The 22,304-nt window shown below is 38.0% G+C and carries 25 protein-coding genes; 24 read left to right on the top strand and 1 reads right to left on the bottom strand.

Annotation, left to right across the window (positions count from 1 at the left end; all coding sequences use genetic code 11):
* Nucleotides 1-2 precede the first annotated feature (2 nt).
* From AC4G3K_RS01360 to AC4G3K_RS01325, 8 genes are all read left to right on the top strand, one after another.
* Nucleotides 3-560 (top strand): ReoY family proteolytic degradation factor, encoded by a 558-nt coding sequence (locus AC4G3K_RS01360; RefSeq protein ID WP_491075492.1) that lies wholly within the window; start codon nucleotides 3-5, stop codon nucleotides 558-560.
* 196 nt (nucleotides 561-756) lie between these two features.
* Nucleotides 757-1,209 (top strand): DUF2487 family protein, encoded by a 453-nt coding sequence (locus tag AC4G3K_RS01355; RefSeq protein WP_491075491.1) that lies wholly within the window; start codon nucleotides 757-759, stop codon nucleotides 1,207-1,209.
* Between the two features lie 184 nt (nucleotides 1,210-1,393).
* A complete protein-coding gene (locus AC4G3K_RS01350; RefSeq protein ID WP_491075490.1) occupies nucleotides 1,394-1,897 on the top strand; it encodes a QcrA and Rieske domain-containing protein in 504 nt (167 codons plus the stop codon).
* A 13-nt stretch (nucleotides 1,898-1,910) separates the two neighbouring features.
* Nucleotides 1,911-2,585, top strand: a complete 675-nt coding sequence (gene qcrB / locus AC4G3K_RS01345) for a menaquinol-cytochrome c reductase cytochrome b subunit (protein ID WP_066107427.1) — start codon at nucleotides 1,911-1,913, stop codon at nucleotides 2,583-2,585.
* Between the two features lie 44 nt (nucleotides 2,586-2,629).
* A complete protein-coding gene (locus tag AC4G3K_RS01340) occupies nucleotides 2,630-3,415 on the top strand; it encodes a c-type cytochrome (RefSeq protein WP_491132203.1) in 786 nt (261 codons plus the stop codon).
* Nucleotides 3,416-3,684: 269 nt separating this feature from the next.
* The gene (lhaT, locus tag AC4G3K_RS01335; protein WP_491132202.1) at nucleotides 3,685-4,290 is read left to right on the top strand and encodes a lipoprotein heptaprenylglyceryl N-acetyltransferase LhaT; all 606 of its coding nucleotides are present in this window, start codon (nucleotides 3,685-3,687) and stop codon (nucleotides 4,288-4,290) included.
* Nucleotides 4,291-4,349: 59 nt separating this feature from the next.
* Nucleotides 4,350-5,144, top strand: a complete 795-nt coding sequence (locus AC4G3K_RS01330; protein ID WP_491075487.1) for a sporulation protein YpjB — start codon at nucleotides 4,350-4,352, stop codon at nucleotides 5,142-5,144.
* Between the two features lie 86 nt (nucleotides 5,145-5,230).
* Entirely contained in the window at nucleotides 5,231-5,908 is a 678-nt protein-coding gene (locus tag AC4G3K_RS01325; RefSeq protein ID WP_491075486.1) for a zinc metallopeptidase, read from the top strand.
* A gap of 45 nt (nucleotides 5,909-5,953) precedes the next feature.
* Here the strand turns inward: AC4G3K_RS01325 and AC4G3K_RS01320 are convergent, their stop codons facing one another.
* Nucleotides 5,954-6,826: a YitT family protein gene (locus AC4G3K_RS01320; RefSeq protein WP_491132200.1), complete on the bottom strand. Its 873-nt coding sequence runs from the start codon at nucleotides 6,824-6,826 to the stop codon at nucleotides 5,954-5,956.
* A gap of 154 nt (nucleotides 6,827-6,980) precedes the next feature.
* Between AC4G3K_RS01320 and AC4G3K_RS01315 the strand changes: the two genes are divergently transcribed.
* The 16 genes from AC4G3K_RS01315 to AC4G3K_RS01240 all read left to right on the top strand — a co-directional run bounded on the left by AC4G3K_RS01315 (nucleotide 6,981) and on the right by AC4G3K_RS01240 (nucleotide 22,256).
* Nucleotides 6,981-7,307 (top strand): nucleotide pyrophosphohydrolase, encoded by a 327-nt coding sequence (locus AC4G3K_RS01315; RefSeq protein ID WP_491132646.1) that lies wholly within the window; start codon nucleotides 6,981-6,983, stop codon nucleotides 7,305-7,307.
* A gap of 3 nt (nucleotides 7,308-7,310) precedes the next feature.
* Complete coding sequence (gene dapB / locus AC4G3K_RS01310) at nucleotides 7,311-8,105, top strand: 4-hydroxy-tetrahydrodipicolinate reductase (RefSeq protein WP_491132198.1); 795 nt, start codon at nucleotides 7,311-7,313, stop codon at nucleotides 8,103-8,105.
* 15 nt (nucleotides 8,106-8,120) lie between these two features.
* A complete protein-coding gene (mgsA, locus tag AC4G3K_RS01305; protein ID WP_491075483.1) occupies nucleotides 8,121-8,525 on the top strand; it encodes a methylglyoxal synthase in 405 nt (134 codons plus the stop codon).
* Between the two features lie 10 nt (nucleotides 8,526-8,535).
* On the top strand, nucleotides 8,536-9,243 hold the full coding sequence (bshB1, locus tag AC4G3K_RS01300; RefSeq protein ID WP_491132197.1) for a bacillithiol biosynthesis deacetylase BshB1: 708 nt from the start codon (nucleotides 8,536-8,538) through the stop codon (nucleotides 9,241-9,243).
* Entirely contained in the window at nucleotides 9,240-10,391 is a 1,152-nt protein-coding gene (bshA, locus tag AC4G3K_RS01295) for an N-acetyl-alpha-D-glucosaminyl L-malate synthase BshA (RefSeq protein WP_491132196.1), read from the top strand. Before bshB1 ends, bshA begins: the two co-directional genes overlap by 4 nt.
* Complete coding sequence (locus tag AC4G3K_RS01290) at nucleotides 10,388-11,572, top strand: CCA tRNA nucleotidyltransferase (protein WP_491132195.1); 1,185 nt, start codon at nucleotides 10,388-10,390, stop codon at nucleotides 11,570-11,572. The genes bshA and AC4G3K_RS01290 overlap by 4 nt, the downstream gene beginning before the upstream one ends.
* Nucleotides 11,545-12,537 carry a biotin--[acetyl-CoA-carboxylase] ligase gene (locus tag AC4G3K_RS01285; RefSeq protein WP_491132193.1) on the top strand — a complete coding sequence of 331 codons (993 nt, stop codon included), beginning with the start codon at nucleotides 11,545-11,547 and terminating at the stop codon, nucleotides 12,535-12,537. The genes AC4G3K_RS01290 and AC4G3K_RS01285 overlap by 28 nt, the downstream gene beginning before the upstream one ends.
* A 310-nt stretch (nucleotides 12,538-12,847) precedes the next feature.
* Nucleotides 12,848-13,684 (top strand): 3-methyl-2-oxobutanoate hydroxymethyltransferase, encoded by an 837-nt coding sequence (panB, locus tag AC4G3K_RS01280; protein ID WP_491132192.1) that lies wholly within the window; start codon nucleotides 12,848-12,850, stop codon nucleotides 13,682-13,684.
* Nucleotides 13,681-14,523 (top strand): pantoate--beta-alanine ligase, encoded by an 843-nt coding sequence (panC, locus tag AC4G3K_RS01275; RefSeq protein WP_491132191.1) that lies wholly within the window; start codon nucleotides 13,681-13,683, stop codon nucleotides 14,521-14,523. Before panB ends, panC begins: the two co-directional genes overlap by 4 nt.
* Before the next feature lie 20 nt (nucleotides 14,524-14,543).
* Nucleotides 14,544-14,927, top strand: coding sequence for an aspartate 1-decarboxylase (gene panD, locus AC4G3K_RS01270; RefSeq protein WP_491075476.1), 384 nt, complete (start codon nucleotides 14,544-14,546; stop codon nucleotides 14,925-14,927).
* A gap of 293 nt (nucleotides 14,928-15,220) precedes the next feature.
* The gene (locus tag AC4G3K_RS01265) at nucleotides 15,221-17,821 is read left to right on the top strand and encodes an exonuclease domain-containing protein (RefSeq protein ID WP_491132189.1); all 2,601 of its coding nucleotides are present in this window, start codon (nucleotides 15,221-15,223) and stop codon (nucleotides 17,819-17,821) included.
* Between the two features lie 115 nt (nucleotides 17,822-17,936).
* A complete protein-coding gene (locus AC4G3K_RS01260; protein ID WP_491132188.1) occupies nucleotides 17,937-18,107 on the top strand; it encodes a YpmA family protein in 171 nt (56 codons plus the stop codon).
* A gap of 17 nt (nucleotides 18,108-18,124) precedes the next feature.
* Nucleotides 18,125-18,601, top strand: a complete 477-nt coding sequence (locus AC4G3K_RS01255) for a cell wall elongation regulator TseB-like domain-containing protein (protein WP_491075473.1) — start codon at nucleotides 18,125-18,127, stop codon at nucleotides 18,599-18,601.
* Nucleotides 18,602-18,619: 18 nt separating this feature from the next.
* Entirely contained in the window at nucleotides 18,620-19,816 is a 1,197-nt protein-coding gene (locus AC4G3K_RS01250; RefSeq protein WP_491075472.1) for a pyridoxal phosphate-dependent aminotransferase, read from the top strand.
* 360 nt (nucleotides 19,817-20,176) lie between these two features.
* On the top strand, nucleotides 20,177-21,469 hold the full coding sequence (gene asnS, locus AC4G3K_RS01245) for an asparagine--tRNA ligase (protein WP_491075471.1): 1,293 nt from the start codon (nucleotides 20,177-20,179) through the stop codon (nucleotides 21,467-21,469).
* A gap of 100 nt (nucleotides 21,470-21,569) precedes the next feature.
* Nucleotides 21,570-22,256 carry a DnaD domain protein gene (locus AC4G3K_RS01240; protein ID WP_491075470.1) on the top strand — a complete coding sequence of 229 codons (687 nt, stop codon included), beginning with the start codon at nucleotides 21,570-21,572 and terminating at the stop codon, nucleotides 22,254-22,256.
* The last annotated feature ends 48 nt before the right edge of the window (nucleotides 22,257-22,304 follow it).

The following is a 22,304-nucleotide window of genomic DNA, read 5'->3' as shown; positions in this document are numbered from 1 at the left end:
CCTTGAAAACCCCTGTTTCTGTCGATGAGAAGAAGGAATTTATACGCTGGTTTTTAAACCATTATCAATTAAAACGCAGAGAATGTGTATGGATATTAAATTACTTGATGAGCCATGATCAACTGATGACGAATGTTCATTTCGTGGAAGGGGCTAAATATTGTCCAAAAGGGATGGTTATGTCTACTCATTGTGTTGAAGATGTCCCTTTTAGATTTTATAAGAGTAATATCATGACAACGGATGCTGAGAAATCCTTTCATGATATCAGGCTTAATAAGGAAGAAGATATCTTCATACAATTGAATTTCAGGACAGCCTACTCTTCCTATCAATATGCAGCAGTACTTGAGGAAAATTCTTTTCTGCCAAAAAATCTACCTGGTAATGAACAGGATCAATATGTTGCAGAGAATATATTGAAATTTAGTTTATCTAGATTTGAAGAGGAACGATTGACACAGTTAATTGATGAGGCTATTGATAATCGTGATATAGAACTATTTAATAAATTGAGCAGTCAGCTTAATAAAATCCGATCTCAAAAATCCTATAATTAAAAAAATGACCACACCTATTTTTCTTAAAGCCCAAGAGAATAGGTGTGGCCTTTTTTTTGTATCGTCTCTTTAAGTGTCCATATGTTCTGGATTTTTCGAGAATGAAGTACTATAGATTTTGTCTGAATCACAAGCTTATTTGTATATATTTTACTTATTTTGTTTTACAATGGAAAAGAAGTTAAGGAGGAAAATTATGAAATATCAGTCAATTGATGTAGAAAAGTTTATCGATTCCAGAGAATATATAGATACTGTCGTCATTCCTTTAAATCCGGTAGCCTTTGGTGATTCATTTAGTCAAACAGTCTCTTCCTATGAATTTATGACGTTGCTGACATACGAACTAGAAAAAGAATTAAAAGGCCGCTTATTCTTATCCCAGCCTCTCTCCTATATTAAAAACAGTACAGCAGAGGATAAAATAAATCTCTTGTCAGCCTGGGTGGAATACTATAAAGGTGAGGGATTTAAATATATACAGTTTCTCACGACAGATAGTAAATGGACGAGCCTGGATGAGGGTGGAAATGTTGTATGGATTCCAGCTATTCCTATAGAAAAAATGCCTCTCGAAGCTATTAAATCAGTCATAAGCGAACAAACAAAACAGCTTGCAGGCAAACTGGCCGAATTCTGGGTTAAATAAGTTTAAAGTATGTTAATATTATAAAATGGTATAAAAAAGAAAAATAAAACATCTATTTCCTTAAATGGGAGTTTATTGACCTATTAAAAATATTAGGATATTATTGTAATGTCCTAGTTTTATGGAAGTTTGTGCAATCTTCTATTTTGTATGACTTTTTCGATATAAGGGGGGGAGAAATTTTATGAGCAGCCAAAAAGTGTCAAGACGCCAATTCCTGAATTATACGCTTACCGGCGTTGGGGGATTCATGGGTGCGGCAATGCTTATGCCTATGCTGCGTTTTGCAGTCGATCCAGCTTTAAAAGCAAATGCATCTGGGGAGTTCATTAATACTGGATTAAAAATATCCGAGATTACTGAAAAACCAACTCGTGTCGATTATAAAACTGAGGTTAAAGATGGATGGTACGAAGCTGAAGAGACAAGAACAGCATGGGTTTACAAGGATGAGAACGGCAAGATAATTGCCCTTTCTCCGGAGTGTAAACATCTGGGATGTACGGTGAACTGGGAAGGGTCAGAGGATCATAAAAATGAGTTTTATTGCCCATGTCACGGGGGTCGATACGAAAAGAGTGGGAAAAATATTCCGAAAACACCTCCAATCAAACCGCTCGATGTTTACGACAAGCAGGAAAAAGATGGGGTATTATACCTAGGCAGTGCAAAAGAAAATGAAGTGTAGGGAGGCATAATCAATGCTTAATAAAATGTACGATTGGATTGATGAGCGATTAGATATCACGCCCTTATGGCGCGACATCGCTGATCATGAAGTCCCTGAGCATGTAAACCCTGCCCATCATTTTTCGGCATTTGTTTATTGTTTTGGGGGATTAACGTTTTTCATTGTAGTCATTCAAATTTTATCCGGAATGTTTTTAACCATGTATTATGTGCCGGATATTAAAAATGCATGGGAATCTGTTTATTATTTACAAAATGAAGTTGCTTTTGGTCAAATAGTTCGGGGAATGCATCACTGGGGAGCAAGTGTCGTCATTGTTATGATGTTTTTACATACTCTTCGTGTTTTCTTCCAGGGTGCCTATAAAAAGCCTCGTGAATTAAACTGGATTGTCGGAGTTTTAATATTCTTTATCATGCTGGCATTAGGATTAACTGGATATCTGCTTCCTTGGGATATGAAAGCGTTATTTGCCACAAAAGTAACCTTAACGATTATCGATTCGGTACCATTTATCGGTCCGTATCTAAAAACGTTACTTGCGGGTGATCCTACTATTGTTGGAGCGCAAACCTTAACGCGTTTCTTTGCGATTCATGTATTCTTCCTTCCGGCGGCGCTTATTGGACTAATTGCAGCTCACTTCTTAATGATACGCAAACAGGGAATTTCTGGACCGCTATAAGATTCAGTTGAAAATGGAAATGTTACGAAGGAGGGGATATCCTTATGCATCGTGGTAAAGGAATGAGATTTGTAGGGGATTCAAGGATTAGTGCGGATAGAAAACCGAATATTCCAAAAGATTATTCAGAGTACCCAGGAAAAACGGAAGCCTTTTGGCCCAATTTCTTACTGAAAGAATGGATGGTAGGTGCTGTATTTTTAGTCGGCTTTTTATGTCTTACAGTAGCCCATCCATCACCGCTCGAGAGGATTGCTGACCCAACAGATACGGGATATGCACCTTTACCTGACTGGTACTTTATGTTTTTATATCAATTGCTTAAATATTCATATGCTTCCGGGCCTTATAATTTAATCGGGGCTCTGGTTATTCCAGGGTTGGCCTTTGGAGCATTAATGCTTGCACCGTTTCTGGATCGCGGACCGGAACGCAAACCAACCAAACGGATTTTTTCTGTAAGTTTTATGTTGCTTGCAATTGCAGCTGTATTTTACCTGACATGGGAAACTGTTTCTCAACATGACTGGGCAGCTGCGAAACTGCAAGGACAAATTGTAGAAGATGTAGCAATCGATAAAGAATCAGAAGGATATAAATTATATCAAGGTCAAGGCTGTGTAAGTTGTCATGGCGACTCCTTGCAGGGTGGTAATGGACCTAAATTACTTGGTACAAAACTAGAGGTTGATGAAATTGGTCATATCGCTGTAAATGGTTCCGAAAATAAAAAAATGCCTCCAGTTTTTAAAGGATCTGAAAAAGAATTAAAAACACTGGCAGAATTTATTAAGGGAGCAAATGGAGACGGGGATTCAAAAGGGGAATAATGTTTTTAAATAAAGGGGGTACTCAGTTGAGTACTCTTTTTTATCTTTTTAAATAAGTCATTCAAATCCCTCTCCCTGAGCTTGTACCCAAGTTGACAAATGAGGTGCAGTTGTTTGTATTATAAAGAGTGGAATGAGCGCAAGTTAATCCTGCAGATATGATTTTACCTTTGTCATAATGGCAGTAAAAATCAGGGGGAAATCCTGTTTTGACGTAAACCAGGTTATTTGAGTGACTAATATGTACAAGAATTTAGATGGAGGAAATAATGAAAAGCTGGCTGTATGTTTTATTAGGAAATCGGACTTTTTTATGGATTTTATTGATTGTTAATATGTTTGGGACCATATACGGATATTATTGGTATGAAGGGCAGCTTGAAATTACACCTATTGCCTTTATTCCATTTGTTCCTGACAGCCCAACAGCAAGTTTGTTTTTTTGTCTTGCTATAATTGGATGGCTTATAGGGCGTAACTATGGTTTATTTGAGGCCTTGGCAATTGTATCTTTATTCAAGTATGGAATTTGGGCAGTTGTGATGAATATTCTGACCTTTTTTGTGGAGGGATCTATATCCATCATGGCGATTATGCTAATCCTGTCCCATGCAGCCATGGCGATTGAAGGAATACTCTATGCTCCTTTTTATCGAGTTAAACCGTGGCATTTAATTGTGGCGGGCATTGTAGCTTTACATAATGAAATCATTGATTATGTATACGGGATGATGCCGATCTACAGTGTTCTTCATCATTATATCCCTCAAATAGCCTATTTTACCTTTTGGCTGAGTGTCCTTTCAATTGGTGTGGGATACTGGTTTACTCTACGTAAAGGCAGGGAGGTATTCTCCTTCCAATCCAGGCAATAATTAGTTCTAGCCTTGTCCCCTCCTACATACGATTAAGTAGTATGAGGAGGGGTATTTTTATGAAGATTAAATCTTTATTTTTTTCTATATTAATTATTATTTCATCAGGCTTGATCACAACTTATGCTAATGGATCATATAAAAGTGAATCATTAGAGACACTTGCTGATCAATCCCTTCAATTTGCAAAAGTGGATAGGCGTGAGGAATCGGAGCAATTATTACAGGCATTTTCAGATAAATTTTATGATTTGGCAGTTGATGGGGCAAACTATTCGATGGATGAGATCAATATTATCACAATTGCTTATGAGGAAGCGTTACAAACCTTGCAAGATAAAGAAAAAACGAATGAAGAGGTTATTGATGAAATAACAAAATTTCGCTTAGCGCTCGATGCAGTCAACAGTGAAGGAGCACCGTTATGGACAAGTTTAAAGGATAGTATTATCTCGGCTGCAAGTGATACGAAGGTATCTATCCAAAAGCAGGACTCTGTTGAATTTCAGGAAAAATTAAATCATTTATTATCCATCTACCATATTTTATATCCATCGTTAAAAATAGATGTTACACCTGAGCGCTTTCAGCAAGTAGATTCTCATATAAAATTCATTGATCAATATCGTCCGCAAGTTTTTTCAGATCAATCGCAAAGCGACTTGATTTCTCTGGAGGAGCAGTTACGTGTTATGTTCGAGGAGGCAGAAAAAGATGATGCAGATCCTTCTTTGTGGTGGGTAATCATCTCGACAGGAAGCATTATTATTATGACTTTATCTTATGTCGGATGGAAAAAATATAATGCTACAGATGATGAGTTTCATACCAAGGAGAAGAAACAGAATTTTTGATAAATTTTAGAATATTATCTATCCATTGACAGAATGGTAAGGACATTATTACAATTATGATAACAGAAATGAAATGGAGGATATAAATGAGCTTTCTAATTTATTTTATATTGCTATTAATCATCCCGATTTATGCACAAATGAAAGTACAAAGGGCTTACAAAAAATATTCTCAAGTCCATGCATCGAATGGGTATACTGGTGCCGAAGTTGCCCGTAAGATATTGGATGAAAATGGACTGTACAATGTACGTATAGAAGAAACACATGGGGTTTTAAGTGACCATTATGATCCAACAAGTAAAGTGGTAAGATTATCTTCAAGTAACTATCATGGACATTCTTTGGCTGGTACGGCTGTTGCCGCACACGAAGTCGGGCATGCCATTCAGGATAAAGAAGGCTATACCTTTATGAGAATCCGTCATAAGTTAGTACCGGTTGCCAATATTGGCTCAAACTTTTCCTGGATTTTAATTATAGCCGGTATGTTGCTCGGGATTTATAATTTGGCTTGGCTTGGAATTTTGTTTATGGGAGCAGCCGTGTTATTCCAATTTGTCACACTGCCAGTTGAATTCAACGCTTCGAACCGTGCGATGAAACAAGTCGTGGCATTGGGTGTAATTGATGCTGATGAAGAAAAAGAAACGAAAAAAGTTTTAGATGCAGCAGCGTTAACCTATGTAGCAGCTGCAGCGGTTGCTGTACTTGAATTGTTACGATTTGTATTTATGCTAACGGGTATGAATAGTGAAGATTAATAAAAGGAACCCCCTTCGTATTTGAAGGGGGTTTCTCTATGTCCTTTAATGATCAAGTGGATTCTTATTTTCATCTAACGTAAATCCTTCTCCAAGGACATCATGGACAATAGATACAGAAACAAACGCATGTGGATCAATGGATGTGATAATACCCTTTAGACGTACAATTTCGTTACTGCCAACAACGCAATAAATCACATCGCGTTCCTGCTTTGTATACGAACCGACACCTTTGAGCAATGTTACACCGCGTTCCATTTGCTGATTGATTTTTTCCGCAATTTCAGAATTGGAATTGCTTATGATCATAACACCGCGGGCTGCATAAGCGCCCTCTTGGATAAAGTCAATCACTCGGCTGCCAATATAGACCAGGACCAGCGTGTACATGGCTTGTTTATATTCCAGGTATGCTACGAGCGATAACACAATAACACAGAAGTCAAACATAAACATGGTTTTCCCCATGCTCCAGCCCTTATATTTAAACATGAGCCGTGCGATGATATCGACTCCGCCAGTCGTTCCTCCATAACGGAAGATAATACCCAAACCGGCACCGATACACACACCAGCAAATAAGGCGGCGAGCATAAGGTCATCTTTTAAAGGAATATCGATTTGAAATTTTTCAAAAATCGCGATAAATACAGATACCGCAATCGTACCGATAACAGTGTATAAAAAAGTTTTTTTGCCTAACAGTTTATAGCCTATAAAAAAGAGCGGTAAATTTAATACGATATTGGATATCGATGGGCTCAAGCCTGTTAAGTTATAAATTAAAAGCGTAATACCGGTAAATCCGCCTTCACCCAGTCCATTTTGCATATTAAAATGAACAAGACCGAAAGACATAATCGCAGCTCCTATCAATATTAATAGGATATTTTTGAGCTTTAAGTTAAAAATCATGTTAATAATACCACTTCCTTGCTAACTCAATTATTATTAGGGTGTACAATTGTGTAAAATTAATGAATGACATCCTTTTGCATTCTATCATATTATTGTTCGAAACCTAAGAAATACGCTAACATGAAGATAAGAAGGTGATTCTTTTATGGAAATGAAGAAATCAATGGCTGATTTACAAAAGGAAGTAGATCAGTACATAGGGCAATTTAAAGAAGGATATTTCAGTCCACTTGCCATGACAGCGAGACTTACAGAAGAACTGGGAGAACTGGCAAGAGAGATTAATCATTATTATGGCGAAAAACCAAAAAAAGCGTCAGAAAAAGAAAAAGCCATTGAAGAGGAAATGGGAGATGTATTATTTGTGCTCATTTGTATGGCTAATTCCCTCAATATTGATCTTCAAGAGGCACATGACATGGTTATGGAAAAATTCAATTCAAGAGATAAAAACCGCTGGACAAGAAAGGAAGAGTAACTAATGATAAATGTTATTATTGCAGGGCCACGAGGGAAAATGGGAAGAGCGGCAGTTAATTTAGTGTTGAATACAGATCATTTCCATTTGGTGGCCGTTTTGGATCATAAGAATGAAGGAATGATGTTAAGCCAGATTGATGGATACAGCGACATAGATGTGCCGATTTACACCGATCACGAATTGTGTTTTTCTGAAACAAAGGCTGATGTGCTCATCGATTTAACAACGCCTGAGGCAGGAAGAGTTCATACATTGTCTGCCCTAAAGCATCGTATACGCCCTGTAGTAGGTACGACTGGTTTTTCAGATGCCGATTTGGCTGAAATCAAAAGAATATCGAAAGAATATGGAATTGGCTGTATTATAGCGCCGAATTTTGCCGTTGGTGCTGTTTTAATGATGAAATTTGCCAAACAGGCAGCAAAATATTTTCCGGATGTAGAAATAATTGAATTGCATCATGATCAAAAGCTTGATGCTCCGTCAGGAACAGCCATTAAGACAGCGCAATTAATAGCTGAAGAAAGACAAGTAAAAAAACAGGGACATCTGAACGAAAAAGAAACGTTAGAAGGAGCACGCGGTGCCGATTATGACGGAATGAGAATACATAGTGTACGATTACCAGGACTTGTTGCCCATCAACAGGTTATGTTTGGTGGAGAAGGCCAGACATTTACGCTTCGACATGATTCGTATGATCGAAACTCTTTTATGAGCGGAGTTAAATTGTCGGTGGATACGGTTATGAACATTGATGAATTAGTGTATGGTCTTGAAAATATTATCGATTAAGGGAGCGGTTGATCTATGAAGATTGCTTTGATTGCACATGATAAGAAGAAAGACGACATGATTCGATTTGCGATTGCCTATAAGAACACACTGGCAGAACATCAACTTTTTGCGACCGGTACTACAGGGAAACGAATACAGGATGAGACAGGTCTGTCTGTGCATCGTTATCAATCAGGACCATTGGGGGGAGACCAACAAATTGGGGCGATGGTTGCACAGAATGATATTGATATAATTATCTTTTTCAGAGATCCATTGACAGCGCAGCCACATGAACCTGATGTTTCCGCATTGATGCGATTGGCAGATGTGTATTCAATCCCCTTGGCAACTAATATGGGTACGGCTGAAATATTAATTCACGGGTTAGAACGCGGTGACCTTAAATGGAGAAATATCGTTAGGGAAAAGGAGTAATTTATTCAGAATGAAAACAGATATACTATGTTTTGGCGCTCATTCCGATGATGTTGAAATCGGAATGGGCGGCACAATCGCTAAATATACAGAATTAGGTCATACTGTTGTGATTTGTGATTTGACGGAAGCTGAACTCTCGTCAAATGGTATCCCTGCAAATAGAATGAAAGAGGCGAATCAAGCAGCTGCTATCTTAGGAGTAAAGGAACGAATCAATTTGAAGATGGGGGATCGGCAATTATATCCCACGCCTGAAAACATCTCAAGAATTGTTTCAACCATAAGAATGTACAAGCCTGAAATTATCTTTATCCCTGCCGTTCCCGATCGCCATCCGGATCATGGACATTGCGCATCTCTGGTAGAAGAGGCTGTCTTCTCCGCCGGTATTCGGAAATATGAGGATGAATGTAAGCTTGAGGCGCATAAACCAAAACACGTCTTTTATTACATGATTAATAGCTTCCATCCACCAGATTTTTGTGTGGATATCAGTAGCTATTTTCAATGTAAGTTATCCAGTTTAAAATGTTATTCTTCACAATTTATTAAGTCTGATGATGGGGTAATAACGCCTTTGACAGAAGGCTACCTCGAAGCAATTGAAGGCAGAGAACGGGCATATGGAAGAGAGGTAGGCGTGTTATTTGCAGAAGGCTTTAAGACGAAACATACACTCTTACTAGATCAAGATTTGTTAGGTGGAAAGATATGAAACAGTTAAAGATTGGAATTGTTTGTTATCCGACGGTAGGCGGGTCAGGAATTGTTGCGACAGAATTAGGTATCAAGCTTGCGGAGAGAGGTCATGAGATTCATTTTATTACATCCAGTGTACCGTTCCGCTTAAAAAAACGATACTCAAATATTTACTTTCACCAGGTTGAAGTTAATCAGTATGCCGTTTTTCAATACCCTCCTTATACACTGTCCTTAGCCAGTAAGATTGCAGAGGTTGTCAAAATGGAGGGGCTGGACATCATCCATGCCCATTATGCCATGCCACATGCGGTCTGTGGAATTTTGGCCAAACAAATGACAGCTCAGGGCTTAAAAGTAGTTACGACTCTCCATGGAACGGATATCACTATTCTGGGGTATGATGCTTCCCTGCAGGACATGATTAAGTTTGCTATTGAAAAATCAGATGCTGTTACAGCAGTCTCTCATGCGCTAGTTCAAGAAACCTATGAGTTAATTCAACCAGATAAAGAAATCCAAACGATCTATAATTTTATTGATTATCCAGCGCCTGAACCGGATGCTGATAATATGGATAATTTGAAAGCGGAACTTGGAATTAGTGGGAATGAAAAGGTCGTTATTCATGTATCAAATTTCCGGAAGGTAAAACGTGTGCCAGATATCATTGATACATTTGCCGCTGTAGCAGACAAAATTCCATGTAAACTTTTACTGGTTGGTGATGGGCCTGAGATGTCGTTTATCAGTAAAAAAGTTAAAAAAATGGGACTGCAGAAAAAAATCATTTTGTTAGGAAAACAGGAAAATTTACAGGAGCTTTATGCCATCAGTGATGTTTGTGTGCTTATGTCAGAAAAAGAAAGCTTTGGACTGGTTCTTCTTGAGGCAATGATTTATGGCGTACCGTGTCTTGGAACAATGGTTGGCGGAATTCCTGAAGTGATTCAAGATGGGATGAACGGACATATCATTGAATTGGGAGATATAAAGGCAGCTTCCAATCGGTTATTAGAATTACTTGAAAATGATTCAATGAGAGAACAAATGGGCCAACAGGCAGTTCATATGATAAAGGATCATTTTCAAACGGAATATATCGTAAATCAATATGAAGATTTGTACTATTCATTATTGGAAAATGGGGAGAAAGAGGAATGAATGATGAATTTAGAAGGGCGCTCCCTGTCCTGGAAGAGTTGGCCTCAGGAGGCTATGAAGCCTATTTCGTTGGAGGCGCGGTTAGAGACACATTAATGGGCAAAGCGATTGATGATGTGGATATCGCGACCTCTGCGACCCCGGAACAAGTAAAGGAGATCTTTACCTATACAGTGGACGTTGGTATTGATCATGGAACCGTTTTGGTGCTTTATAAAGGGGAGTCATTTGAGGTAACAACATTTAGAACGGAAGCTGCCTATAAAGACCATAGACGGCCTGATTCAGTAACTTTTGTAACCTCTTTATATGAAGATTTAAAAAGAAGAGATTTTACCATGAATGCCATTGCGATGGACCAAGACGGTAAATTGTATGATCCGTTTAATGGGGAAGAAGCCATACGTACAAAAATGATCCAAACAGTTGGTCAAGCTGATGAACGATTCAGCGAGGATGCGCTAAGAATCCTTCGGGCAGTTCGATTTGTCAGCCAGTTAGGTTTTACCTTACATGAGGATACAAGGTTGGCATTACGGAAGAATGCTCATTTACTTTTCCATATCGCACAGGAACGGAAAACAGCCGAATTCCAAAAACTAATACGTGGTCAGTATTCACATAAAGGCTTGGAAATAGCTGCTGCTGAAGGGTTGATGATGTATTTTCCGGAATTAGGCCGATTTGCTGATCAAATGGAGCAGTTTCTTACGCTCCCCTTTCAACGATGTGAATCATTTGAAGAATGCCTGGCCCTAATTGCGCTTTTTAGTAATCAGGATCAATCCATGTATAAACAGTGGAAACTATCATCCAGTCAGCTGAAAAAAATAGGACTGCTTATTAGTGAAACAAAGAAAAGAGAAATCGCCCCATTCACATCCTACGCGATTTATCAGCTTGGCCTTGAAAATACACGGAGTGTAGAACGTGTTTGGTCTATATTCCATAATGTCCCGCCTAATTTCGAAGCCATTACAACTATACATAATCATATGCCGATCCATAAAGATTCTGTTTTAGAGGTCACGGGCAATGATCTCATGAGTTGGGCTGACAAAGCGGGAGGACCATGGATTAAGGAGCTCATGATTGAAGTGATTAATGGAATCCTGGATCATAAGGTTCTGAATAAAAAGGAGTTAATTAAACAATGGCTCATTCAAAGGAACAGATTATAAAGAATGAAATTGCCAAAGCATTTGCGAAGGCTGGAGATGAGTATATATCGGGCCAGGTTCTGGCAGATTTAGTGGGTTGTTCACGAGTAGCCATTTGGAAGCATATCGATCAACTGCGCCAGGATGGCTATAAAATCGAGGCGGTTAAGAAAAAGGGATACCGATTACTGAATAAATTGGATTCGTTAACAGCTACTGATATCTTAATGGGCCTCCAGACTGAATTTGTAGGGCAATCCATCTATTCATACAAGACCGTCACATCCACTCAAACCATTGCCAGAGAACTTGCAGATAGTGGCGTTGCAGATGGCACGGTTGTGATAAGTAACGAACAAACCGAAGGCACGGGAAGATTAAAAAGAAAGTGGCATTCTCCTTCTAATGGAGGTATTTGGCTGAGTTTGATTTTGAAACCTGATATTCCTCCTCACCATGCTCCTCATCTTACCTTGTTAACGGCTGTAGCTGTTGTTCAAGCGTTAAAAAAAATTGGAGTCGAAGCTGGTATTAAATGGCCCAATGATGTATTGATTCAGGGCAGGAAGATTGCGGGCATATTGACCGAGCTTCATGCAGAATCTGATCAAATTCATCATGTGATTATCGGAATTGGTATTAACATCAATCAGACCTATGAATCATTTCCTAATGAGTTAAAAGAGATCGCCACCTCGGTAAAAATCGAGAAAAATCAAAGAATAGATCAATCTGAATTTTTACAGGATTTATTTGTGATTTTGGAAGATTTATATATGATTTTTCTAGAAAAAGGTTTCGAACCAATTAAACAAATTTGGGAAGAGCATTCTATTACAATTGGAAGAAAAGTAACCGTTCATAATCCGCGTGGGACCTTGACCGGCATTGCAACAGGAATCAATCAGGATGGTGTTTTAAAAGTAGAGGATGATGACCAGAAAAGCCATTTGGTATACTCCGGAGATATAACCGTGCATCAGTAAATTTCAAAATTGGAATAGTCATAATTGTGAAGTTAGCTAATCTGAAGAGAAAGCGTTCAATAATAAGTTAATATATGGCAAATAAAAATGACTGAATGTTATAATTCATAGAAGGGCGGGAGCGGAAACGACCTGCACCTTTGCATTAAAGTCATTTAAATAGATTTATAATTCTGCCTGTATCCATGTAAGGACCGGGACAGAGGGATAAAAGCTATTATGCCATTCATCCTTCTGAAATAGGAAGGATTTTTTATTTGGGAAAATAGGTTTTTCTCTCCTCGGAAGGGAAAAGGAGGAAAGAAAAAGGATGAAATTTGCTGCAGATTTTTTGAAACTAAAAGTGAAGCAAGAAAAAATTTCAATGCTGACTGCGTATGATTATCCATCTGCCAAATTGGCAGAGCAAGCTGGGGTCGATATGATTCTCGTAGGTGACTCCCTTGGGATGGTTGTGTTGGGATATGATTCTACGGTTCCCGTCACCATGGAAGATATGATTCATCATACGAAAGCTGTAAAAAGAGGTGCCCCTAACACATTTATCGTAACGGATCTGCCATTTTTAACGTATCACACAACGATTGATGAAGCTTTAAAGAATGCTGCCAGTCTGTTGCAGATTGCAGGAGCGGATGCGGTCAAAATGGAGGGAGCCGGTAATGTTATTACTAAAATGAAAGCGATGACAGAAGCAGGTATACCGGTAGTGGCGCATTTAGGCTTAACTCCGCAATCAGTTGGCATACTTGGAGGATACAAAGTCCAGGGGAAAACGGGTGTGTCGGCGAATAAGTTACTGGATGATGCACGAAAATGCGAAGAAGCCGGAGCCATAGCTGTTGTGCTCGAATGTGTGCCTTATCAGGTCGCTGAAAATATATCTAATCAATTAACGATTCCTACTATTGGGATTGGCGCAGGTAACGGAACAGATGGCCAGGTTCTTGTTTATCATGATGTTCTGTTATATGGCGTTGGCAGAGTGGCGAAATTTGTTAAATCATATGCAGATTTAAATGATGTGATTGGCCATGCTTTATCCGAGCATATAAAAGAAGTAAAGTCCGGAGTTTTTCCTGATCGTGACCATTCATTTACGATGAAAGAAGAAGAACTTGCCTCGCTGTATGGAGGGGAAAAATGAAAATTTTCAGCCGGATAAAAGAATTGCGTGAAGTACTAAATTTAGAGAGGGAACAGAAACATTCGATTGGGTTCGTTCCAACAATGGGTTATTTACATGATGGCCATGTATCTCTAATAAAAAAGGCCAGAGAGAATAATGATGTAGTAGTTATCAGTATTTTTGTAAATCCATTGCAATTTGGACCTGGTGAAGATTTTGATAAATATCCACGTGATATGGAGAGGGATGAAGAGCTGGCACGAAAAGCCGGCGTGGATTATCTATTTTACCCGACTGTACAAGAAATGTATGGGGATAAGCAAACGGTGACAGTAAACGTCCATGAACGCACCGATGTCTTGTGCGGTAAATCTAGACCGGGGCACTTTGATGGAGTGGCAACCGTTTTAACAAAATTATTCACGATCGTCCAACCGAACCATGCTTATTTTGGGTTAAAAGACGCGCAACAGGTTGCTGTAGTAGAAGGGCTTATTCATGACTTTAATTTTCCGATTGAACTGGTAGGTGTAGAGATTAAGCGTGAAGAAGATGGTCTTGCTCTCAGCTCCAGAAATATTAATCTAACTGAACAAGAAAGAGAAGAAGCTCCATTTATTTATCAAAGTCTTTGTAAAATAAGAGAAGAATTGCAAAATGGTGCAAGTCCACTGGCTGCTCTTGAAGAGGGGAAACACTATTTACAAAGCTACATCAGTGGAAAAGTCGATTATTTTGAAGGTTTGTCCTACCCTGAGTTAAGCGAGATTACAGCGCATGATCAAAAAATAATCTTTGCAGTAGCTGTTCAATACACGTCCGTCCGTTTAATTGACAACATTATCATAAATCTTTAATCATACTAGGGGGTGAAATCATGTTTCGCAACATGATGAAGGCAAAACTTCACAGAGCAACAGTTACAGAGGCTAATTTAAATTATATTGGCAGTATTACGATTGATGAAGACTTATTGGATGCAGTAGATATGCTTCCAAATGAAAAAGTACAGATTGTAAATAATAACAACGGAGCCCGTTTTGAAACCTATATCATTCCTGGAAAACGAGGGAGTGGTGTGATTTGCCTGAATGGAGCCGCTGCTCGTTTAGTTCAGGAAGGGGATAAAGTGATTATTATTTCCTACGGATTAATAGGAGAGGCCCATGTGAGAAGTCACCAGCCAAAAGTTGCCTTTTTAGATGAAACGAATAAGATTGTTGAAATGCTTGGAGTCGAATCTGAAGCAACCATCATTTAAATGTAGTTGATTTTCAACAAACTCTGATTCCATTTTTGTTATAGGAATCAGAGTTTGTTTTTTATTTTTATTCAATACGTATCAATCTTCTTTGATAAATAAGATTGATTTTGATATAACAGTAGGTAATGGGTTACGCTAAAAGAAATAATCCATGTACTTTCCATCAGTGGTCTAACCATCAGATAAATAGTATGATTAAAAATAACAGATACAGTACCATTTACTATGAATTAACGATAATCGGCTGTAAAAAAAGGCAAGTTAGAGAAGAAGTAAGCAGGTGTGTAAAGATGAAAAGTAAATATGTAGTGATTGATTTGGAGACAACAGGTAATAATCCTAAAAATGGTGATCGAATTATTCAAATTGCTGCTATTGTCATAGAACAAGGAAAAATAGTAAACCAATACTCCTCTTATATAAATCCAGGGAGATCCATACCTTTATTCATACAGGAATTAACAGGTATCTCTGAAGAAGATGTGGAGAATGCTCCTACCTTTAAAGAGTTGGCACCTTACATTATTGGTGTGTTGGATGAGGCTGTCTTTGTTGCTCATAATGTTTTATTTGATTTGACATTTCTACAGGCTGAATTGAAACGGGTAGGATATGAAGGGTTCCTGGGAGATACAATTGATACAGTAGAATTAGCGAAAATCGTCAATCCTGAAATGTCGAGTTTTAGACTGGAGGAGTTAGGTAAGGCCTATGGTTTTCTTCATGATCGTCCACATCAGGCTGACAGTGATGCATATGTAACAGCCCTTCTATTTTTAGAGTTTTACAGTCAATTGAAGAGATTGCCGAAACCAACTATAAAATCACTATATAGATTATCCTTTTTATTAAAGAGTGAGCTGAAAGAATTACTGGCTGAGATTATAGAAGAGTATTCAACGATAAGTGAGCCTTGGAGGCCAGATTTAGATATTTATCGTGGAATCGCAATCACAAAACAGAAATCAAATTCGAATCCCTTACATCCACAGAATGAGGAGAGCCATTATTCTCTAGATGAGCAAGGTATCCAGACTATCCTTAAAAATACCCTTAAAAGTCATAACATCAGTTTAGTAGAAGATGGTACGAAAAACTTTGCCGATCATATGAATGCCATATTTGCGTTTGCCTGTGAAAATAAAGTTCAAGTAACAATCGCTGCTCATTCAAGATTCACGATAAAACAATTAATGGATTCTGCGCATAGGGTACAGTCATTAAATCCAATCCATAATCAAATGAGTATTTTACATTCAAAAGAGCAGTATTTAAGTTTGCCGAAATTTGAGCAATCATTGCGAGAAAAGCAACAAAATTATGAGAGTACTATCACAAAAATGCAATTATTAGTCTGGCTCACGATGACAAATACAGGCTGTGTGGAAGAACTGAATTTATCATCCGGGGGAAAAGAGTTTTGGAAGGAAGTATCCCACCATGCCACTCTGCACCCACGCTTGCTTAAACCCTGGACAGAACGGGATTTTTATACTAGACAAATGACGAATGCAAAGCAATCAAAGATTATTCTCACTACTCATAATAGCCTTGTTTCAGATATACAGACAGGTGATTTATTAAGCAGCAATCAATATTTTATAATCGAAGAAGCTAATTATTTTCCATCATCTGTTCAAAGAGCATTAACAAAAGAGATGAGTTACGTAGAGCTGAGAAATCTCATAAATAAAATTGGTACTTTGGATAATCGGCAGCTATTGCGTGCAGTTATAAGGCTTTTAAAAGAAAAAATGACTGATCATTTTGATGATAGACAAGTTGTAGTTATTTTAGAAGAGGTCGGGTTGAATATTGAACGTTTTTTTCAATCCCTTTTTATCTATGGAATAGAAAACAACACGGATATGGATGGACCAAGAGCTCAGTGCAAACTCGATTTTACCAGTCTCGACCACATACATATCGTGCATAATTTAAGAGAAGAAGCTGGTGAATTGTCTGCGTCGCTGAGTGATTTATTTGGACAATTCCAGCAAATCCTTGCAGAGTTAAACCAAATACCAATCGAGAAATTGAAGCGAAGCCAGCTCAACATTATCGATGAATTAGCTAAATTAACTGGGGAAATGTATGAAATCCTCTCTAATATAAAAAGATTTTTTGAAAATCAAGAATCAAATGACGAGGTGTGGATGAGCTGGAATGTAAAAGGACATAAAAATTCATTGCAATTTTATGCAAAGCCCTTATCGGTATCAGAATGGATTCAGTGCAACCTCCTACAGCAGAACAATACTTTATTTATTTCAGATGTCCTGACAGTGGGAGAATCTTTTCAACACATTTCACGTAAATTAGGTGTTTCGGAAAACAGTATTTTTAAAAAAGTGATTCCGCCTGTAAAACAACATTATTTAACGATAATGGCTACACCAAAAGAAAAATCGGTTGATTCTGTTAAAGATTTGATACGAAAGCAACAAAATCATTTGATTCTTTTATTTCATTCACAAGAATCGATGAAAAAAATATATAATGATATAAAGGAATTGGCTGATCTTAAACACATACAATTGCAGGCACAGGGACTATCTTCCGGCTCTTCTATTAAAATGCTGAGAAATCATCTGGCTGTTAACCATTCCATTTTATTTATGACATACTCAGGCTGGGACGAGGTTCGGTATGCCTATGATGGACGTTCCAGAATCATAATGGTTGAGGCGCCAGTCCAAATGAACAGGAATGAGGCAGATGAGGCCCTATTATCAGAGTTAATCATCAATCTAAGAAGCCAGTTAAACGCTTTTCCTGATTATGATAATAGCGGTATTTGGACCTTACTTGATAATAGATTGATTAGGCGGGAGAAGGAACAGTTTAATCATGGTTTAAATTATATTAAGGTAATATACAAGAATAAGTAGTGTGTATGAGGTGAAGAGTTCGCTTTCTGACTAAAATAAGACTCCGGTTATTTTATTTTGATATAATTGAACGATATTCGAATAAATAGAAGGTTACATATCGGGAGGTTTTAATGTGGAAAGTAAAGTAGAACTGCTATCAAGTGTAAAATTGAGTTACACAAATGATTTATATAAAATCGTTGATTCTCTGAATAGAACGCTGAAAAAAGAGGATTTAATGTTTGGTTTAGCATTGGATAAAGAAGACCACCAAACAGCCGTTTTTTCAATATATCGTACATAACTTGAAAGGATGCAGAAATGAAAAAAATAATTTGGAGCTTAGTGGCTATTATCCTGATTGGCAGTGCATTGTTTATACAGGCTATTTATGCCGGTGACAGTCCGAAAAATGCTGCTAAAAAGAATGCTGAAGAAATTGCCAGGGAAACAGCCAAAATGACAGAAGTGGATGATTTTTATTTATATAATGGAAATGAGACGTGGAGTGTCATAACTGGCAAAACAGCAGATGGTAAAAAGATTGGCGTTTGGGTGCCGGATGATAAAAAGAAAAAAAGCCAGGTTATAATTCTTTCAGAAGGCATCAGTAAAAATGAAGCCGTAGCAATAGTGAAAGAGAAAAAGAAAGTAAGTGAAATTGTATCCGTCCAATTGGGAATGGAACATAATCAAGCCTTATGGGAAGTCACCTATAAAAATGATAAAGGACTCTATGGTTATTACTACCTGAATTTTAAAACAGGGGATTTAATACGCAATTATGATAATTTGTAGGATGGAGATGGAACGAAGATGAAATTAGCAAGCAGAGTATCAGCATTAACACCATCAACAACACTTGCAATAACAGCAAAAGCAAAAGAGCTTAAAGCAGAGGGGCTCGATATTATTGGTCTGGGAGCCGGAGAGCCGGACTTTAATACTCCTGCCAACATACTCGAAGCGGCACAAAAGTCAATGCAGGATGGACAAACAAAATATACTCCATCAGCCGGCTTGCAATCATTACGACAAGTGATAGCTGATAAACTTTTAAAGGATCAGGGGTTAACATACACTACTGACCAAATTTTTGTTGCTTCCGGTGCTAAACATGCCTTGTATACTCTTTTTCAAGCAATTTTGGATGAAGAAGACGAAGTGCTCATCCCAACTCCATACTGGGTAAGTTATCCGGAACAGGTTAAATTGGCAGATGGGGTGCCTGTTTACATTGAGGGTAAGGAAGAGAATCAATTTAAAGTGACACCTTTACAAATTGAAAAGGCCATTACTGAAAAAACGAGAGCACTTATTATCAATTCACCAAGCAATCCAACCGGGATGATCTATACGGCCGAAGAATTAAAAGCGATTGGTGAAGTATGTTTAAAACATGATATAGTAATAGTTTCGGATGAAATTTACGAAAAATTGGTGTATCACAACCATCAGCATGTATCCATAGCCGAGCTTTCAGAGGAGCTTAAACGACAAACTATCGTGATTAACGGGGTTTCTAAATCTCATTCCATGACAGGGTGGAGAATTGGATATGCGGCTGGTGATCAAGCGCTTATTAAAGCGATGACGAACCTGGCCAGCCATAGTACATCCAACCCGACAACAACAGCTCAATTTGCAGCCATAGAAGCATACACAGGGCCTCAGGATCAAGTTGAAGTCATGCGAAGCGCATTTGAGCAAAGACTGGATGCCATTTACGGGCAATTGCTGGAGATACCAGGTTTAACTTGTCTCAAACCTCAGGGCGCATTCTACCTATTCCCAAATGTTTCAAAAACAGCAGAAATGTGTGGTTTCCAGAATGTTGATGAGTTTGTAAAAGATTTATTGGAAAATGCTCTTGTAGCGGTTGTTCCTGGCTCTGGTTTTGGCGCACCTGATAATATTCGTCTATCCTATGCAACATCTTTAGAAGCGCTTATTGAAGCTGTTAAACGTATGAAAGAGTATGTTATAAATAAAGCAGCCACTAAAGCTGAATAAATAGAGATTGATTGGTAACCAGTGATGTAACGGCCCCTTAAGGAAGATGCCTAATCTGCCTTTAAGGGGTGTTTTTATGAATAATTGGAATAGATGTATAAAATTGAAAAATGCTATATAATTAAATTGGTTTGACATTCCAAGTAAAGATAAAATAGAATTACGAGTCTAAACAGAGCGATGTAAAACGAAAATATTGATAAATTTTAAATAAGCAGAGAATGATGGATAAAAGATAAAACACAGGAATTATTGATTTCATTTACAGGTGAAATTTTGTATTTGCTTGTCTATTTTTGTACTTGTATAATGAATAGGGGTACATAACCTGGTTTTGTTTAAGCTTTGGAGGGAAAAAATGTGAAGTGTACAATTAATGAAGTGTATAAATATGTGAATGAAGAAGTTAAAATAGGTGCCTGGATTGCCAACAAACGTTCTTCCGGTAAAATTGCTTTCTTGCAATTGCGTGATGGAACTGGCTTTATTCAGGGTGTAGTGGTAAAAGCAGAGGTAGATGAAGAACTATTTAATATGGCTAAAAAGATTACACAGGAAACTTCCGTGTGGGTAACAGGTGTTGTTCAGGAAGATGAGCGTTCACCATTTGGTTACGAACTCCTTGTAACAGGACTTGAAGTCATTGCAGAATCGGTTGATTATCCGATTACACCAAAACAGCATGGTACGGAGTTCCTAATGGATCACAGACATTTATGGCTTCGTTCAAAACGCCAGCATGCCGTGATGAAAATCCGGAATGAAATTATTCGTGCTACCTATGAATTCTTTAATAAAGAGGGCTTTGTAAAAGTAGATCCGCCGATTCTTACAGGAAGTGCTCCGGAAGGAACTTCAGAATTGTTTGCAACAAAATACTTTGATGAAGATGCATACCTTTCACAAAGTGGTCAATTATACATGGAAGCGGCAGCGATGGCTCTGGGCAAAGTATTCTCCTTCGGTCCTACATTCCGCGCAGAGAAATCCAAAACCAGACGTCATTTAATTGAATTCTGGATGATTGAGCCTGAGATGGCATTTGTTGAATTCAATGAGAATCTTGAAGTTCAAGAGCAATATGTCTCTTATATTGTACAAGCTGTACTGGAAAACTGCGTAATTGAACTGAAAACTTTAGGTAGAGATACTTCTAAATTAGAGAAGATTAAAGCACCATTCCCTAGAATTACGTATGATGATGCGATTAAATTCTTACATGAAAAAGGCTTTGATGATATTGAGTGGGGAGATGATTTCGGTGCTCCTCATGAAACAGCGATTGCAGAAAGCTTTGATAAGCCTGTATTCATCACGCATTATCCTACAGCAATTAAGCCGTTCTATATGCAACCTGCTCCTGATCGTGATGATGTTGTGTTATGCGCGGACTTAATTGCTCCTGAAGGCTATGGAGAAATCATTGGAGGATCTGAACGTGTTCATGATATGGATCTGTTGAAAGCCCGACTTGATGAACATAATTTAAGTATGGATGCTTACCAATGGTATTATGAATTAAGACAATATGGTTCTGTTCCTCATTCTGGCTTTGGGCTTGGACTCGAAAGAACAGTTGCCTGGATAAGCGGCGTGGAACATGTTCGTGAAACTATTCCATTCCCTCGTTTGTTAAACCGTCTGTATCCTTAATAGTCAATTGAAACCTGGCAATTTATTTTATTGTCAGGTTTTACTTTTCCGTACTTCAAAATCAGCATACATGGTATACTAAAATGTGAGGTGTCGAATTATGACTATAAAAAATCTGTCGAATTGGATTAAGCAGGCGAATGTTGTCATACCTTCTTATTTGTTAACCAATTACAAAGAGATGGGAATCACTGAGCAAGAAATGATGCTTTTACTGCATGTTCAAAACTTTTCGATGAACGGAAATTATTTTCCAACACCTGCTGAAATCTCATCTGTCATGAATCTGACAGAAATGGAATGTTCCAACACCCTCAGAAAACTGGTTCAGCATGGGTTCTTAGATATTACAGAGGAAGAAAAACCAGGTTTTGAAAGCTATTCAATAAAGCCATTATTTGAAAAATTAGCCTATCATTATTTAAAAGATGCTAAGCAAACTGATTTTGAAGAGAAAGTCATCAAGAGTGAATCTTTATATACCATCTTTGAAAAAGAATTTGGTCGCCCATTATCGCCCTTTGAAGGTGAAACATTGGCAATGTGGTTAGATGAGGATCAACATTCAACTGATTTAGTCAAAGCTGCTCTTAAAGAAGCGGTCATCTCAGGGAAGCTTAGCTTTAGATATATTGATCGAATTTTGTTTGATTGGAAGAAGAACGGCATCAAGAATTTGGAACAAGCAAAAGTACACAGTGAGCGGTTCAGAAGCTTTACGAAGAAAAGTCCTGCTAAAACCGTACCGGTAGCCAAAGAGTTACCCTTATATAATTGGCTCGAATAAACAGTAATTGATAGACCTGGATAGTACCATTTATCCGGTCTTTTTATT

The sequence above is a fragment of the Bacillus sp. z26 genome, assembly GCF_058313635.1.
Note: the sequence above shows the minus strand (reverse complement) of the source record. Positions and strands in the feature narration are given on the sequence as shown.